Consider the following 15,974-nt stretch of genomic DNA (forward strand, 5'->3'; position numbering starts at 1 on the left):
GGGTCAGGTAAGCGTTGATCAGAAGTTAAGACCCATACCTATGGTGTAGGCCCAGGCTCCGTCATCGAAGTTGTTTTCGGCGCTATCGCCGTCATCGAACAGGAACTGGTATTCTGCACGTGCCTGTACAAAGGTGGTGGGCAGAACGTAATATTTAACACCGGCCTCCAGTCCTGCAATGCCGGTATCTTCTACACCATCACCATAAATCCCCCCCAGAGAGGCGCCAACAAACGGTCGGGCGGCACCCTGGCCAAAGTGGTAGTCGGCGAAAACACTGGTGCTGCCGTTCCACACATCATCACCGTTCTCTACACTGGCGTAGTTGACACTCTGACGGACACCAACCAGAGTTTTGTCGGTCAGGTACCAGCCGTAATCACCGATGACGCCGGCGCTGCCATTATCAAAATCTTTGCTGCTTTTACCGGTACCGGAAAGTGAAAATTCGCGGTCGCCTTCGTTCGGGCCGATAGAATGTTGGCCGTGCATGTTGGCCATGGCCATAGCGGGCAGAAGCGTTGCACCTGCAACAATAGCCAGCGGAGCTTTTTTCAGCATCTTCATTATTACACCTCGGATTAATCACTGATTTCAATCAAGCACTTGCTGCTGTCGATCCTTGTTTTTTAATCCTTGCCACTGCTGCAGCCAGCAAAACTGCAGCAACATTTAGTGTAGAAGCTGTGATAAAAAATGTCGTTTTTGTGACAACCTTTCTCCGACAGGTCTCGTCGGTCATATTTTGTCCGGCACGGTTTATGGCCTGTTGCTGCTATAGTTTCTCCACCGACACTATCGCCGATGCTGAGGGTAACTGCATGAATGAAAAGGAGATCGCGCTGTTATGGCAGCAGTTCGAAAAAAGCCTGCAGGAAACCGGTGCCGCGCTTGGGCTGGAAGGGCTGAACTGGCAGGAACTGCTTATTTTCAGTGTGGGGCAACTGTTGGTCACGCTGATGATAGGGCTGTTATTTGGTTTGCTTTATATTGCCGGGCGCACGGTGATGCGCTGGTTGCTGAGCCGCCTTGGTTATGGTGAAGGGCCGTACCAGAACGGCCTTATTATACTGCGCTATTTACTGGGGCTGGCAACTCTGGTGGCCGTGCTGGCTCAATATGGTGCCGAACAGGGTGTGCTGAAAGGCACGGCTCGGGCTGGGCTGATGGCACTGTCGTTCTACGTTGTGTGGGTGTTACTGTCACGGGGACTGATACATCGTCTGTCGAGGCGGCACCTGGACTCTTCCCTGGTTCAGCTGTGCAAGAACACCCTGTCGGTCACGCTGATGGCTCTGGGTGCGATTACCGTGATGGCGCAGTTCGGGTTTGATGTGCTTTCTATTGTGGCTGGTCTGGGTATTGTGGGGATTGCGGTCGGTTTTGCTGCGCAGTCAACATTGTCCAATTTTATTGCTGGTATTACGCTGCTGATTGAACGCCCTTTCCGCATTGGTGACTGGGTTCGGATTCATGGTGAGGAAGGCAGGGTGGTGCGTATTGCCTTCCGTACCACCTGGCTGCGTACCCGGGATAATGTATTTACCATGATCCCGAACGACAGCGTTGCCACCACCGACATTATCAACTTTAGTGCAGAAGGGCCTACGCGCATTCGTATTCCATTGCGGGTGGGGCTTAATGAATCGCCGGAGCGGGTACGTGAGGTAATCATGCCTGTGCTGAGGTCACACCCGCTGACGATTAATGACCAGACCTTGTTTCCCCGAGTACAGATACGAGAGCTGGCCGATTCGGCCATGATACTCAGTGCTCAGGTGTGGGTCAGTGCTAAGGACGTGGAAGTGAAAGGGCGTATTTCCTGTGAGCTGCTGGAATCGGTTCACCGGGCGTTGGCCGAAGCAGGGATTGATATTCCGGTGCCCCATCTTCAACTTAAAATGGATCACGGTGAGGCACGTGGAGAGCAAATACCTGCTCTGCCTGAGGTAACCAAAAATAAGGAATAATCCATGAAACAAGGCTTATTGATATTGCTGCTGTTCCTGGCCGGTTGTACTGCTAAACCGGAAGGTATCACCCCGGTGTCAGGTTTTGAACTGAATCGTTATCTGGGGAACTGGTATGAAATTGCCAGACTGGATCACCGCTTTGAGCGGGGGCTGGAAAGGGTAACAGCCAGTTACAGCATGCGAGAAGATGGGGGAGTGAGGGTGATTAACCGTGGGTTTGATACAGCCAAAGGCGTCTGGAAACAGGCCGAGGGCCGGGCTTATTTTGTAAACCGGCCTGATATTGCTCATCTTAAGGTATCGTTTTTTGGTCCGTTCTACGGTGCTTATGTGGTGTTTGAGCTGGATGATAACTACCAATATGCATTGGTTTCAGGCCCGGATAGGGGTTATTTCTGGTTGCTGGCGCGTACACCAGAGCTCCCCCCTGAGGTACAGAAACGGTTAATTTCCAGTGCCCGTGAAGCGGGGTTTGCGACCGATGAGCTGATATTCCTGGAGCACCGGAAAGATATTTAGTTATGCCAACATACATGTGGTGCTCAAAAATAGGCGATACCGGCTTCAAACATTTCACACAGCCTATTATGGTCTGATACTGGCCAGTACTTTTGGCCGGTTTTCCAGAGGGAAAGCCAGGATCAGTGCCTCACCGGCTGCCGGAAAGCGTCCGGTGAGTACCGAAATGTTGACCTGATGGCTGATAAGGATAACAGGCCGGCCCGGCTCAAGTCCGGTAATAAATCGTTTCAACTGTTCGGCCTGAAGTGACCGGCGTTCACGGGTCAGAAAAAACGAATTAAGGGCAGGGACAGGCTTGACCTTACCAATATCAAGCAAACGAGCGGTGTCCTGGGCCCGGCAAAATTGACTGCTGAACACCCTGGCCTGGTTGATGCCATGTTCTTTAAGGCGGTTGCCCCAGGCGATGGCTTCCTGCCTGCCTTGTTCATCGAGGTTGCGCTGCGTATCACAGCGGTGCAGTACTGCACCGCTGGACACCCCGGAGCCGGGAGCATGAGTATGACGCATCAGCAACATGGCTTTGCCTTCCTGCAGTGCCTGCCATGCTTCGCTGTCGGTACTGGCTGCGGCCGGTAATGGCAACAGTAACAATAACAGTAAACGCATGATCACGATGTGCATAGCATGTCCTTTGTTCTGCAGATCCATTCCCAATACTCACGTTACCCCAGGGAAACACCTTGTCAATGGTGCTCTTTGCCCTGTCGGGGATAATGCTTTACCGGATGCTGTCTGCCAGCGCCTGTGCCAGTTGATCGGCCACCTGTTCCCAGCCACTGGCCAGTGCGCGCACCAGCTCAGGGTAGCCATCTTCATTCAGGGGCGTTTCTACGGTAAAGGACTGTTGCTTCAGCAGCGTCTTTTGTTTGTCCAGAATTTGCCAGTGACCGCGGATAAGGGCGACACCATCAAAACGCCCCTGAAAACGGTCCAACTGTATACGAACCTCACGACCGGGAGCGGGACCTTGTGGTTGCCCACGGGCTACTACTTGGGAGCCGGGCATGGCAGTGGCGAGGCGGTGGATCAGCAACTGGCGGAGCTGGGCCGGCAGAGCTTCCGCCCACAGGTGATGGCGGGCCTGGTGTACCTCAATATGGTTCAACTGCATCACTATGCTGTCATTATCCAGGAATGCAGCGGTGGTGACCTGGGCTACCATGACCGACAGGTGCGCATCATATTGCTGGCTGGCCGGGGTCTCGGGCAGTAAATAGGCCGTACGGTTACCGGCGCTGTCCGAGCCGGCACAACCGGCCAGAACAAGGCCAGCCAGCAGAGGAGCAAAACGTAAAAAGGAAGTGTTTATCAGCATTATCTGGCAGCCTTTGGTTGAGGATCCTGAGTGGGTTCACGGTCAAAAATGAGTGCGTTGGGCTGGTCGTTCAGGGTCCGCAGCACCGGTTGCATATCGGCCATCAGTTTTTCGAAACGAGCGAGACTTTTGGTCAGCTCGTTATACCCTTCGGAGTCGGGGGAGAATCCTTCCAGGGCATCATTAAGCTGGCGCAGTGTCTGGTTCACACTGGCAGGCAGCTCACCCGTAGCCGGATCGGCCAGCAGTTTATCGACGGAGGCGGCAATGTGATTGACTTTTTCCATGGTTTGCTGAGTGGCAGCCAGGGTTTTGTTCAGGTTATCCACAACCGGCTCTATCTTGAGGTTATTAAACTTGTCGAGCAGGTTAGATACCTTTTGCTCAATCTGTGCAAAGCCCCCGGTGGTGGTGGGGAAGACCTGGGTGTCAACAAAGCTCAGCGCAGTAAAGGGCGGGACATCCTTATGAAAGTTGAGATCCACGAAAAGGGCTCCGGTAAGCAGGTTGCCTGCTTTGAGTGAGGCACGTAAACCATGGCCGAACATGCGTTCCATACGGGCATACCACTCATCCACATCAATGGTTTGTGTACTATTGTCGAAACGCTGTGGCTCGATACGAATAAGCACCGGAATGGCGAAACGATTGAGAGAGTTAGGCTGGGGAGCAGTGAAATTCCAGGGGACCCGGACCACAGTGCCAATACGGACACCGCGGTATTCCACCGGTGCACCAGGCTGTAATCCGCGCACGGTATCGTCCACCAGCAGCACATATTCCAGGTATTGTTCAAAGCTGCCTTCGTTGGCGCTTTCCTCATCGGCGAACAGCGTATAGGTGGCGTTAGCGTTGGCCTTGCTGCCCATGGGCGTGTTGTCGGGCACACCAAAGGTAATTCCGCCGCCCACCAGTGATTCAAGCGAGCCCACTTTTACCCGGATCCCCCGGGAGTCAAGGCGCATATCCACACCAGCGCTGCTCCAAAAACGAGTGTTGGTGGTGATCAATGAATCATAGGGAGCCTGAATATAAAGGCGAAGCTTCATTTCCCGCTGTTCGGTATCAAATTCGCTGTGTTCCACACGGCCAACGGTAAAGCCCTGATAGCTGACCGGGTCACCTGCTGAGATGGCATTGCCTGCCTGGCTTATCAGATTAATACGAATACCTGCGGCATCGGGCGGAGCGACCGGCGGTTGATCCAGCATTTCAAAACGACGGTTGCCTTCTTCACTACTGCCCGGTAACAGCTGAATATAGGCGCCGGAAAGCACCGTGTTCAGGCCGCTGATACCTTCCCTGCCAATGCGTGGTTTGACTACCCAGAAACGGGTGTCGGCATTGAGCATATCTTCCGCCTGCGGGCTCATTCGGGCAGTGATGACGGCGTGTTGCAGATTATCTGACAAGTTCACTTTTTCAACCCGCCCAACTTCTACATTACGGGTCTTGATCAGGGTTTTACCGGCCTCAATGCCTTCGGCATTATCCGTGATCAGAGTAATAGATGGCCCAAGTTTGCTGAAGTTGTCGTAAATCATCCAGATCCCGATCAGTATGGCAACCAGTGGCACTATCCAGATGGGGGACAGCGAACGTTGGGGTTTACGTTCGGCGCGGGAAGGTTCAGACATGGTTTGATTCCTTGGCATTATCGTAATTTTTTTGTTCCTGGGGCGATGGTGCCGCTCGGGTACCGGCCCAGATACTGCGTTGATCGAATAGCATGGCAGCCAGCATGGTCAGCACTACCACGGCAGCAAACGCCAGCGAAGCCGGCCCAGGCTCAATGGACATCAGGTTGCCGTGGCGTATAAGGGCAACCAGGATGGCGACGACGAAAACATCGACCATGGACCAGCGGCCGACAAATTCGGTGACTCGGTACAGACGGATGCGGTTAATGCGGCTGAGGCCGCTCCGATCCTGCTTAACGACATAGCATAACCACAGCAGGGCCAGAATCTTGCTGACCGGCACCACCACACTGGCCATGAAAATGATAAAGGCAATGGGCCAGTCGCCGTGCTGAAGAAAGAGTAACACGCCGCCCATAATGGTGGATGGTGTGCTGTTGCCAAGCGATGTTGTCACCATAATCGGATAGAGGTTGGCCGGCAGGTACATAATAAGGGCAGCCGCCAGCAATGCCAGCGTGGCCTGGTTGTTAATACCGTGCCAGGGGTGCAGGGGTTCATAGCACCGCCGGCAACGAGGTTTGTGTTTGCCGGAAAGGGCATTTACCAGGCCACAGGTGGCACAGCCGCACAGGTTTTGCTCACTGGCCGAGCGGCCGGCCTGGGTGCCGGCGGGGGCCATGGCCCTGCGATCCAGCGAAAACCACAGCCAGTCTTTGTCGACTGATTGGGTGGTCAGCAGTAACAGCATGGCAAAGGCACAAAAGGTCCAGAATGACAGCCCCAGCTCGATCTCGGCCATACCCACAATTTTGATCAGGCTGACCAGCGTGCCGATCACAAACACATCGGCCATCATCCAGGGAGTGACATGCCGCAGGGTTCTGGCTATTTGCCGGCTGCGGGGTAAAGGATGCCCAAGCAACATGCCAAGGCATAGCCAGCTGATACTCAGCAGATAAATCAACGGCAGAATAATTACCGTGAGCAGCACGCACATTGCCACCAGGGGCTGATGCAGGCCGATTAGGGTAGACGCGCTGTCAGTGAGTTCAATACGGTTGCCGATGCCACTGAGCTCAAAGCCGATAAAAGGAAAGACTACAGATAACGTCAGTGCAATCAGGGTAGCCAGAGCCAGTGCCAGGGAGCGCTCGGCCGGATTGGCATGGCGGCGCACCAGCGTGTGCCCACAGCGGGGACAGTCAGCTTTTTGTCCTGCCGCCAGGGCAGGCAGCGCCACCACCAGATCGCACTCGTGGCAGACCCTGAAGCGTCGGCGTGACACCGAACGACGTTGGTGAACTGTAGTGTGTGGCGGATGCGTTTGAGTCAAATCCATATCCGAGAGTATAAGTGTATAGCGTCTGATACTACGACAGGTATTCAGCTGGAATAAAGAGGAATAAAAAAGCCCTGCATGAGGCAGGGCTTAATCGCTGAAATACCGGCCTTACAGGACGGCGGCAATACCGTCGCAGAGAGCGTCGATATTGGCTTTGGTGATGCCGGCAACACTGATGCGGCCCGAGCCCACAATGTAGATGGCAAACTCGTCTTTCAGGCGTTCAACCTGCTCTTTGGACAGGCCGGAGAAAGAGAACATACCATTCTGACGGGCAATAAAGCTGAAGTCCTGGTTTACACCGCGGCTGGCCAGCTTTTCCACGAACAGGGTGCGCATTTCCTGAATACGGTCACGCATTTCTGCCAGCTCGGCCTGCCAGTCGGCATACAGCTCGGGATCGTTAGCGATGATGGCCACGACATTGGCACCGTGCGAGGGCGGGTTGGAGTAGTTGGCGCGGATAATGGATTTTACCTGGCTGAAGCTGGTATTGGCGCTGTCTTCATCGTTGGCCACCAGAGTAAAGGCACCCACGCGCTCATTATAAAGGCCAAAGTTTTTGGAGAAGGAGCTGGCGATCAGCAACTCAGGGTTGTGCTTGGCAAACTCGCGCAGGCCAAAAGCGTCTTCTTCAGTACCCTGTGCAAAACCCTGATAGGCGAAGTCGAACATGGGCAGCCAGCCTTTGTCGGCAGACAGTTTGGCCAGTTGTTGCCATTGTTCGGCGGTAGGATCGATACCGGTGGGGTTATGGCAGCAACCGTGGAACAGCACCACGTCGCCGGCTTTAGCATCTTCCAGGCTGGACAGCATGGCATTAAAGTCCAGATCTTTGGCATCGGCGTTGTAGTAGCCGTATTCCTTCACCTCCAGGCCGGCGGCAGTAAACACAGCGCGGTGGTTGGCCCAGGTGGGGTTGGAGATCCAGATGGTGTTGGTATCCAGCTGGCGGGCGATAAACTCACCGGCAATGCGCAGGGCACCTGTGCCGCCCGGAGCCTGAGCGGTGCGGGCGCGTTTGTTGGCAATGATGGCAGCATCTTCACCGAACAGCAGCTTTTGCACTACCTGACCATAGGCTTCAATGCCTTCTATGCTGAGATAGTTTTTGGTGGTTTGCTCTTGCACCAGGCGGGCCTCGGCCTTTTTGACACAGCGCAGTACCGGGGTCTGACCGGCTTCGTCTTTATAGATACCAACGCCCAGGTTGATTTTGTGGGTACGGGTATCTTTACGGAACGCATCGGTCAGACCCAGAATAGGATCGGCCGGTGCAGCAGTGACCTTCTCAAACATAGTGTTGTCAATTCCTTCTTGTAAAAGCGAGAGTTGCCGCGATGCGGCGCCTGTTAGTTATATCATTTGCACTGGTATTAAAAAAAGCTTTCAAAAGCGAATTTATGCTGATGTTGCGAGGGAGGGCCTGATTAACAGCCAGTAACTGGCCAGAGCCAGCCAGGCACACAGGCTCATAACGGCGGTCATGGGCAGAGCCGAGACAGCTTGGCTGGCATTGACTGCAAAGGTGGCCAGGGCACCCAGTCCGAACCGGACCGTGCCGGCCAGCGCTGAAGCGGTGCCTGCCGCTTCGGGAAAGTGACTGAGCAGACCTGCCATGGCGTTGGCCCCGACCAGGCTGATTTGTGCAATTAACAGCATCACCGCCGGTACCAGTCCCCACAGGCCGCCCATTCCTGTAATGCCGCAAAACAGCAGTGCAACGGCAGCCAACGCGGCCAGTACCAGCCCGGTTTTAAGCAGACGATCACTCCCCATACGCTTGACCAGCCGGCTGTTGGCAAATGTCAGCACCATCATCAGAATAATGTTCAGGGCAAACAGCAGGCCGTAGTGCTGAGCGGGCACACCATAAAGCTCGATATAGACCAGCGGCGAACCCGAAATAAACGCAAACATGGCTGCGGTGGTTAAACCGCCACAGCCAATGTAGCCCACCGCTGCCCGATGACGCAGTACTCTGCTGTAGTTTTGCAACACCGGCCAGATACGGAACGACTGCCGGTGCTCGGGCTTCAGGGTTTCGGGAATACGCAATGCCAGCGCCACGGATACCAGAGCGCCGATGATGGCCAGCAGCACAAAAATGCTGTGCCAGTGTCCGATAAGCAGCAAGTAGCCCCCGATAATGGGCGCGACCAGCGGTGCCAGCGTCATTACAAGGATCACCATGGACATGACTCTGGCAAACATATCTCGTTCAAACATGTCCCGCAGCAGGGCATTGAGTACCACCGAACCGGCCGCACCACCAATTGCCTGCAGCAGGCGAAAAGTCATCAGGGTTTCAATACTGTCGGCAAAGGCACAGCCCAGGCTGGCCAAGGTAAACAATGCCAGGCCACCCAGCATGACCGGCTTGCGGCCGATGGCATCTGCCAAAGGGCCATAAAACAGCTGACCCAGCGCGAAGCCCGCCAGAAACATGCTGATGGTGAGCTGCGCCTGAGCGACCGGGACACCCAGATCGTCAGCTATGGTCGGCAGGCTGGGAAGATACATATCGATGGCCAGCGGCGTAAGCCCGGCCAGGCTGGCCAGCAGCAATAATAGTGAAAAGGGCAACGCCATATCGGTGTCCAACGGTTACAAGAGAAACAGTTTAGCCATCATAGCACCCCGTCAGGGAGCAATGTCAGGGCTCAAACGGATAAATATGCAGCCGGGGGATCAGGGGCTCACCGCCAATACGAGCCGCCCGGCGCTGACGTACTTTGGTAGGAGGGTAGTTGCATAATGGTGTGATCGCCGGTAATTCGTCCTGGCATAATAGCAACGGCAGATGGGCCTTAAACTGCTGCTGACGGGGAGAGAGGGGCTCCTGCCAGCGTACATTGACCATGGGGTGGGTTTTCACCGGCCGCCGTAACCTGAGCTCAGTGTGGGCTGGCAGGCGCTTTACATCATAAATTTCCCTGTCTATACACTGCTGCCAGGTATGCTCATTCACCAGCGGGGGAGGGCTCAGACGGCTTTGCATCAGCTGTTCAACCAGCTTGTTCTTATCCACTTTCTGAATGATTTGCTTATTTGCCCAGGTAAAGCCGAGGCGTGACGCGGCATAAGGCAGCAAGGCAAGCTGCCGGTAAACCTGCAGGGTAATCAGTCCCGGAAAAGTATCGTGAACCAGTGTGAACTTTTTGTCTTTGTCGTCCAGTTGCTGTACCAGGGCGCGAAATGCCTGCTTCTGCCGGTTAACAGCTTCAACCCGGCCGCTGATCACCTCCCGGGTTGAAGCTGGCAACACTATAAATCCGGGGAGTCGGAAACTGGCTTTGGCAGAGCAGTCAGCTTTCAGGTGCCAGCGGGAAAAGGCGGCAAGTGTAGCTTCCAGCGCCTCTTTACCGTTTAGCTGACGGGTAATCACAATGCTTTCAAGCGGTTCGTGCTCTTTTCCTGTTGGTGTTTCTGGCAGGCAATAACAACCAGCAATCGGTGATGAGCCCACTTGCTGGCGCAATGTCTGACTAAAGTTAGCAAGTGCAGATTCCAGCTGTTCCATGATATGGCGCAGTTCAGCGGCAAGAGTAAACATGATAGTTATGCCAACATACAAGTGTTGAATTAATAATAATACACATGCAGACCCAGTGAAAGACCCGGAGATATCATCATTCCATGCCACATTCTCGTTCAGCACAAAAAAAGCCAGGTACGAAATCCGTGTACCTGGCTCAGGGGAATGGCTCATTTACTGAGCCGTGCGCTAAGAAAACGCCCGGCGACGGGCGCTCTCCTTACCAATTCTAGTCTTGAATCCCGAGCACGCCAGTTCATGGTTCAAATGCTAAAGGTGAAGGGTTGGCTTGCAATTAAAAACAGGCTTGTTTACTGTATGTTTATACAGATAAGGAGTCCGCTATGGCTGTCGAAGTTCAATATCGCGTTGTGCGTAATGGGATTGAAAAAATGACCTTCACCAATAAGAAAGAAGCAGATGCCTATGATCGTCTGCTGGATCTGGCCGACCATATAGAAACCGTGCTGGAAGGGGCACCGGTCACACTGGACGAAGCAGAGCGGGAAGCGCTGGCGCTGTACCTGGCAGAAAATCAGCAGGCCCTGACGGGCCCGAAGAAAAAAACGGCTAAAAAAGAGGACATCAACAGTGACAATGCGGCTGATAAACCGGTAAAGGCTGTCGCCTGAGTTAACTGTACAGGGTCCGATACAGGCCGGGTTTATCGAGCAACTCATGATGGGTTCCCGACTGGCTGATGTTACCATCTTCAAACACAATCACCCGGTCTGCCTGGCGCACTGAGCTTAACCGGTGCGCTACAATCAGGGTCGTACGGCCTTTCAGAAAGCCCGACATGGCCTGATGCAGCCGCTGCTCGGTATCTGTATCAAGGGCCGACGTGGCTTCGTCCAGAATAACAATGGCAGGATCTTTCAGGATCATACGGGCCACCGCCAGCCGTTGTTGCTGACCGCCGGACAAACGAACGCCCCGGTGTCCCACTTCCGTATCCAGTCCCTTATCCATTGCGGCCACTACATCATCAAGTTGTGCAACTCTGAGCGCCTGCCAGATGTCGGCATCGTCGTGGTCATCCCCCAGGTTCAGGTTCGCCCGTACAGTGTCATTAAACAGTACGGGTTGCTGCAGTACAGTCGCCACGTGCTCACGGACAGTGGAAAAACCAATCTCCTTGCTGCTGACACCGCCAAACCGGATCTCACCTGCATCTGCGGGGTAGAGCCCGAGCAACAGTTGTATAAAGGTAGATTTACCGCCGCCACTGGCACCGACCAACGCGACTTTTTCACCGGCGGCGATGGTCAGGCTGACATTATCCAGTACCCGGCGCTCACCATCGTAGGAAAAGCTGAGGTTATTCACCTCGATTGGCAGGGTAGTGTGGCCGGCAAAAGGGTTCTTTTTACCTGCAGGCTCCTCTTCTCCGCCCAGCTCCAGCATGCTATTAATGCGCTTACGGGCAGCATCGGCGGCATAAAAGGAATACTGTATATTCAGTAACTCCTGCACCGGCCCCATCATGAACCACAGGTAGCTGAATACCGCAAAAATCTGACCCACGGTAAGATCGGTATAAAGCACCATGATCATGCCTACGGCACGGAACAGCTCAACACCGGATAAAAACAGCAAAAAACTGGCCTTGCCGGCGGCTTCACTTTTCCAGTGATACTCAATGGCAGTGTCTCGGACTCCTCTGGCCCTGTCGATAACCCGAAGCAGGTAATGACGCTCCCGATTGGCGGCACGGATCTCCTGAATACCATCCAGGGTTTCCACCAGGGCCTGCTGAAACAGCTCGAATGCTTTGTTTTCATTGCGCTTCAGATATTTCACCCTGGAGCCAAGGCGGCTGGAAAAGTAAACCACCACCGGATTCAGCAACAGAATAAACAGCCCTAACTGCCAGTTCAGCAGCAACAACACCACAGCGGTTCCCGCCACACTGAGCAGACTGATCAACAGTCTGCTCAGCGTCTCACCCAGAAATTTGTCCAGGGTTTCCACATCCGTAATGTAGTGAGAGCTGACACTGCCGGCACCGACGGACTCAAAGGCCCGCATGGGAGTCCGTTGCAGCTGGCGGGTCAGCCGGCGACGGATCTGAAAGGTAATATGTTTGGCCACCCGGGCAAACTGGCGTCCCTGCAGAACATTGAAGACCAATGCCATCAGACGTAACAGCAGGGTAATAAACAATACTGCCGTGATGTAACCGACACCGGTCTGCCAGGTCTCGGGCAGCACGGGATCAAGGCCGGCTATCAGAGTACCGGGCTGGTTCAGCAGCACTTCATCCACCAGCAAGGGCATCAGCAAGGGGACGGGCACGGCCAGTAGCGTGCCGGCAATGGCCAGCAGGTGTGCTCTGATCAGCAGCTTCTTGTGACGACGCATCATGTCGAACAGCCCTGACCAGTGCAAAATACCGTCGTTTGGATTTTTTTTATTCATTCACCACCATCTTTGGTTTTCATTTTTCCAAAGGGCAGGTAAGTTAACTCCAAATTGTTAACTCACTGACACCATGAGCGAAAAGCATACACTGTATCAAAGCCTGATCTCCCAGGCACTGGCATTGTGCGAAGGCGAGCCCGACCGTATTGCCAAACTGGCGAATTTGTCGGCACTGCTGAATCTGGCACTGGAAGACATCAATTGGGTCGGCTTTTATCTGGATGACGGCCGTGAACTGGTGTTGGGTCCGTTTCAGGGCAAGCCTGCCTGTGTGCGTATTCCTCGAGGAAAGGGCGTATGCGGCACGGCGGCCGCCACCGGACTGGTGCAACGGGTAGCAGATGTGCATGCCTTTGCCGGGCATATTGCCTGTGATGCGGCCAGCAATTCGGAAATTGTGTTGCCGTTAACGGATGACAGCGGTCATGTCTGGGGGGTACTGGATATTGACAGCCCGATCCTTAACCGCTTTGATGCCGAAGATGAGGCGGGCCTTGCCGGACTGGTGCAGGCGGTACTGCCATTACTGTAGTAAGATGCCGGGGTCGCTTTTGTTAATGCGCCCATTATAATGTCAATGTTTCAACGGGCGGTGCGCCCTCTGGTTTTAAACCCCAAGGTAATTCATGGAAAACTCTGAAAAACTAAAAAATAGTAAAGAAGTCATTGCTTATCTGGCCGAGTGCTTTCCCCTGTGCTTTATAGCAGAAGGCGAAGCCAAGCCACTCAAGATTGGTATCTTTCAGGATCTGGCTGAGCGCATGACGGACGATCCCAAGGTATCCAAGACGTTACTGCGCACCGCGTTGCGTCAGTACACGTCCAGCTGGCGTTACCTGCATGGCCTCAAGGCCGGCATGAGCCGTGTTGATCTTGACGGCAATGCCTGTGGCGAGCTGACCCAGGAACACATTGACCACGCCCGGCAGGCCCTGAAAGAAAGCAAAGAAAAGGTCTTTGGCCCGCGCAAGGAAAAGCCCGCCGGCAAAAAGCCCCGTCCCCGTGTGAAAAAGGTCGACCCCGCGAAACTCACTGTAGAGCAGAATGTCAAAGTTTTGCTGGGCAAGTCACCGGTTCCCGCTACCATTAAAGAAGTGACCCGGGACGATGTTCAGGTGGAACTGAAAACCGGCATGTCGGTTCGCGTCAAATTTGAACACATAGTTCTCTGAGGAGTAGGGTTTGATCAGTCACGGAATTCGTTATTCCCTGGTGGCCGCCGCTGTGCTGGCCACCGGGCTGGCACAGGCGGTTGCACCGGCCACTGACGCCGATGCCATTCCTGTTCTGGCTCCGGAAAGTCAGCATGCGGCCGCAACCAAGCGGATTACCGCGCTGTTCACCCGCTCTCATTACAAGCAATTCAAGCTTGACGATAGTTTTTCCCAGGCAATCTTTGATCGTTACATAGAAAGCCTGGATTACAGCCGTAATATTTTTACTCGACAGGACATACATCGCTTTGAGCAGGTTCGTAACAGTTTCGATGATCTGTTACGGGCTGGGCGGCTTGAGGCAGCCTTTGAGATATATAACGAAAGCCTGAAGCTGCGTTATCAGCGGTTGTCGTATGCACTTTCATTGCTCGACACACCGATGACCTTTGATGACAACGAACATTATCAGTTTGACCGTACCGATGCCGACTGGCCAGCCAGCCAGCAGGAGCTGGACGAACTGTGGCGTAAGCGGGTTAAATTCGATGCGCTGAGTCTGGCCCTGGCCGATAAAGACTGGGACGAGATTAAAACCACGCTGGCCAAGCGTTACAACAATGCCATCAAACGCTTGTCACAAAGCGAGAGTGAAGACGCTTTCCAGAGTTTTGCCAATGCCTTCGCCCGGGCCATTGAGCCTCATACCAGCTATCTCAGCCCGCGTAATGCCGAGCGTTTTGAAACCGAGATGAACTTGTCTCTGGAAGGAATCGGCGCGGTATTGCAGTCGGAAGACGACTACACCGTGATCCGCTCACTGGTACCCGGCGGTCCTGCGGCCAGGTCAAGCGAGCTGCAACCAGATGATCGTATTATCGGGGTAGGGCAGTCGGCCGAGAAAATCACCGATGTGATCGGCTGGCGGCTCGACGAGGTGGTAGATCTGATCAAGGGGCCAAAAGGTACTAAAGTGTGGCTGCAGATCCAGCGTGGCCAGGCTGTGGCCAATACCCCTAAAATCATTGAGCTTACCCGGGATACCGTGCGCCTGGAAGACAGAGCCGCCAGTGGCAAGGTGCTGGAGATCGATAATCATCGTATTGGCGTGATTGAAATTCCCAGCTTCTACGTCAATCTGAGCGTGGATGTAGCCCGGGAAGTAGATAAACTCCAGGAACAGAACATTCAGGGACTGGTGATTGATCTGCGTACCAACGGGGGCGGTGCCCTCACCGAAGCATCGGCGCTGACCGGCCTGTTTATTGACAATGGTCCGGTCGTGCAGATCCGCGACGGCCTGGGCCGGATCTCGGTCAACGGAGACGATGATGACCGCATCAGTTACGACGGCCCCATGGCCGTGCTGGTCGATCGTTATTCCGCTTCGGCATCCGAAATTTTTGCTGCCGCCATGAAAGACTATGGCCGGGCCATTATTCTGGGTGAAAACACCTTCGGCAAAGGCACGGTCCAGCAGCACCGGAGTCTGTCACGCATTTATGATCTGTATGAACACCCTATGGGCTTCGTCCAGTTCACCATTGCCAAGTTCTACCGCATTAACGGTGGCAGTACCCAGAATCGCGGCGTCAGCCCTGATATTCCGTTTCCTACCGCGATCAATGCCGATGAAACCGGCGAAAGCCTCGAAAAAAATGCGCTGCCCTGGGACCATATCGACAGTCTCGACTTCAGCCAGGTGCAGGATCTGACGCCTCATTTTTCCACCTTGCGTCAGCGCCATCAGGCCCGTATTGAGCAGGACCCCGAATTTGCCTATGTATTTGAAGATATTCGTGAATATCAGAAAATGAAAGACAAGACGTCGATTTCTCTCAATCTCGCCGAGCGCAAGGCCGAACTTGAAGAGCAGGATGCCAAATCCCTGGCCCGGCTGAATGATCGTCTGCGCAGGGCCGAAAAGGATCCGGTAGACAGTCTGGACGATGCCCCCAAAGACTTTGAACCCAAGGACAGCTATCTGGAGGAAGCGGCCCGTATTACCGCCGACCTGGCCGACATCCTGGGCTGACATAACCCTTTTGCACACGGGGCCG

General features: G+C 54.3%; 16 protein-coding genes. 6 read left to right on the forward strand and 10 right to left on the reverse strand.

The window, feature by feature from the left end:
- Positions 1 to 18: 18 nt before the first annotated feature.
- Complete coding sequence (locus tag B6S09_RS16915) at positions 19 to 567, reverse strand: OmpA family protein (RefSeq protein WP_094279672.1); 549 nt, start codon at positions 565 to 567, stop codon at positions 19 to 21.
- A gap of 31 nt (positions 568 to 598) precedes the next feature.
- Positions 599 to 742 carry a hypothetical protein gene (locus tag B6S09_RS18490; protein ID WP_169713358.1) on the reverse strand — a complete coding sequence of 48 codons (144 nt, stop codon included), beginning with the start codon at positions 740 to 742 and terminating at the stop codon, positions 599 to 601.
- A gap of 79 nt (positions 743 to 821) precedes the next feature.
- Here B6S09_RS18490 and B6S09_RS16920 point away from each other — a divergent pair, with 79 nt between their 5' ends.
- Complete coding sequence (locus tag B6S09_RS16920) at positions 822 to 1,970, forward strand: mechanosensitive ion channel family protein (RefSeq protein ID WP_094279701.1); 1,149 nt, start codon at positions 822 to 824, stop codon at positions 1,968 to 1,970.
- Between the two features lie 3 nt (positions 1,971 to 1,973).
- Entirely contained in the window at positions 1,974 to 2,492 is a 519-nt protein-coding gene (locus B6S09_RS16925; RefSeq protein WP_094279673.1) for a lipocalin family protein, read from the forward strand.
- A gap of 66 nt (positions 2,493 to 2,558) precedes the next feature.
- Here B6S09_RS16925 and B6S09_RS16930 read toward each other — a convergent pair whose 3' ends face one another.
- The 7 genes from B6S09_RS16930 to B6S09_RS16960 form a co-directional block, all read right to left on the reverse strand.
- Complete coding sequence (locus tag B6S09_RS16930) at positions 2,559 to 3,119, reverse strand: histidine phosphatase family protein (RefSeq protein ID WP_166670366.1); 561 nt, start codon at positions 3,117 to 3,119, stop codon at positions 2,559 to 2,561.
- Positions 3,120 to 3,216: 97 nt separating this feature from the next.
- Positions 3,217 to 3,813: a PqiC family protein gene (locus tag B6S09_RS16935; protein WP_094279674.1), complete on the reverse strand. Its 597-nt coding sequence runs from the start codon at positions 3,811 to 3,813 to the stop codon at positions 3,217 to 3,219.
- Positions 3,813 to 5,450, reverse strand: coding sequence for an intermembrane transport protein PqiB (pqiB, locus tag B6S09_RS16940; protein ID WP_094279675.1), 1,638 nt, complete (start codon positions 5,448 to 5,450; stop codon positions 3,813 to 3,815). Before pqiB ends, B6S09_RS16935 begins: the two co-directional genes overlap by 1 nt.
- Entirely contained in the window at positions 5,443 to 6,789 is a 1,347-nt protein-coding gene (locus tag B6S09_RS16945; RefSeq protein WP_243832901.1) for a paraquat-inducible protein A, read from the reverse strand. The genes pqiB and B6S09_RS16945 overlap by 8 nt, the downstream gene beginning before the upstream one ends.
- Positions 6,790 to 6,906: 117 nt before the next feature.
- Positions 6,907 to 8,097 carry an amino acid aminotransferase gene (locus B6S09_RS16950; RefSeq protein ID WP_094279677.1) on the reverse strand — a complete coding sequence of 397 codons (1,191 nt, stop codon included), beginning with the start codon at positions 8,095 to 8,097 and terminating at the stop codon, positions 6,907 to 6,909.
- 102 nt (positions 8,098 to 8,199) lie between these two features.
- On the reverse strand, positions 8,200 to 9,390 hold the full coding sequence (locus B6S09_RS16955) for a Bcr/CflA family multidrug efflux MFS transporter (protein ID WP_094279678.1): 1,191 nt from the start codon (positions 9,388 to 9,390) through the stop codon (positions 8,200 to 8,202).
- A gap of 64 nt (positions 9,391 to 9,454) precedes the next feature.
- Complete coding sequence (locus tag B6S09_RS16960) at positions 9,455 to 10,354, reverse strand: DNA replication terminus site-binding protein (protein WP_094279679.1); 900 nt, start codon at positions 10,352 to 10,354, stop codon at positions 9,455 to 9,457.
- A gap of 326 nt (positions 10,355 to 10,680) precedes the next feature.
- On the opposite strand from B6S09_RS16960, the gene B6S09_RS16965 reads away from it, so the two are divergent.
- Complete coding sequence (locus tag B6S09_RS16965) at positions 10,681 to 10,968, forward strand: YebG family protein (protein ID WP_094279680.1); 288 nt, start codon at positions 10,681 to 10,683, stop codon at positions 10,966 to 10,968.
- Position 10,969: 1 nt separating this feature from the next.
- On the opposite strand, the gene B6S09_RS16970 is transcribed toward B6S09_RS16965, so the two are convergent.
- On the reverse strand, positions 10,970 to 12,757 hold the full coding sequence (locus B6S09_RS16970) for an ABC transporter ATP-binding protein (protein ID WP_094279681.1): 1,788 nt from the start codon (positions 12,755 to 12,757) through the stop codon (positions 10,970 to 10,972).
- A gap of 73 nt (positions 12,758 to 12,830) precedes the next feature.
- On the opposite strand from B6S09_RS16970, the gene B6S09_RS16975 reads away from it, so the two are divergent.
- The 3 genes from B6S09_RS16975 to prc all read left to right on the forward strand — a co-directional run bounded on the left by B6S09_RS16975 (position 12,831) and on the right by prc (position 15,949).
- Positions 12,831 to 13,292 carry a free L-methionine (R)-S-oxide reductase MsrC gene (locus B6S09_RS16975; protein ID WP_094279682.1) on the forward strand — a complete coding sequence of 154 codons (462 nt, stop codon included), beginning with the start codon at positions 12,831 to 12,833 and terminating at the stop codon, positions 13,290 to 13,292.
- Positions 13,293 to 13,386: 94 nt separating this feature from the next.
- A complete protein-coding gene (gene proQ, locus B6S09_RS16980; RefSeq protein WP_094279683.1) occupies positions 13,387 to 13,932 on the forward strand; it encodes an RNA chaperone ProQ in 546 nt (181 codons plus the stop codon).
- A gap of 10 nt (positions 13,933 to 13,942) precedes the next feature.
- Complete coding sequence (gene prc, locus B6S09_RS16985; protein WP_094279684.1) at positions 13,943 to 15,949, forward strand: carboxy terminal-processing peptidase; 2,007 nt, start codon at positions 13,943 to 13,945, stop codon at positions 15,947 to 15,949.
- The last annotated feature ends 25 nt before the right edge of the window (positions 15,950 to 15,974 follow it).

The organism is Oceanimonas baumannii (assembly GCF_002245495.1).
Classification (GTDB): domain Bacteria; phylum Pseudomonadota; class Gammaproteobacteria; order Enterobacterales; family Aeromonadaceae; genus Oceanimonas; species Oceanimonas baumannii.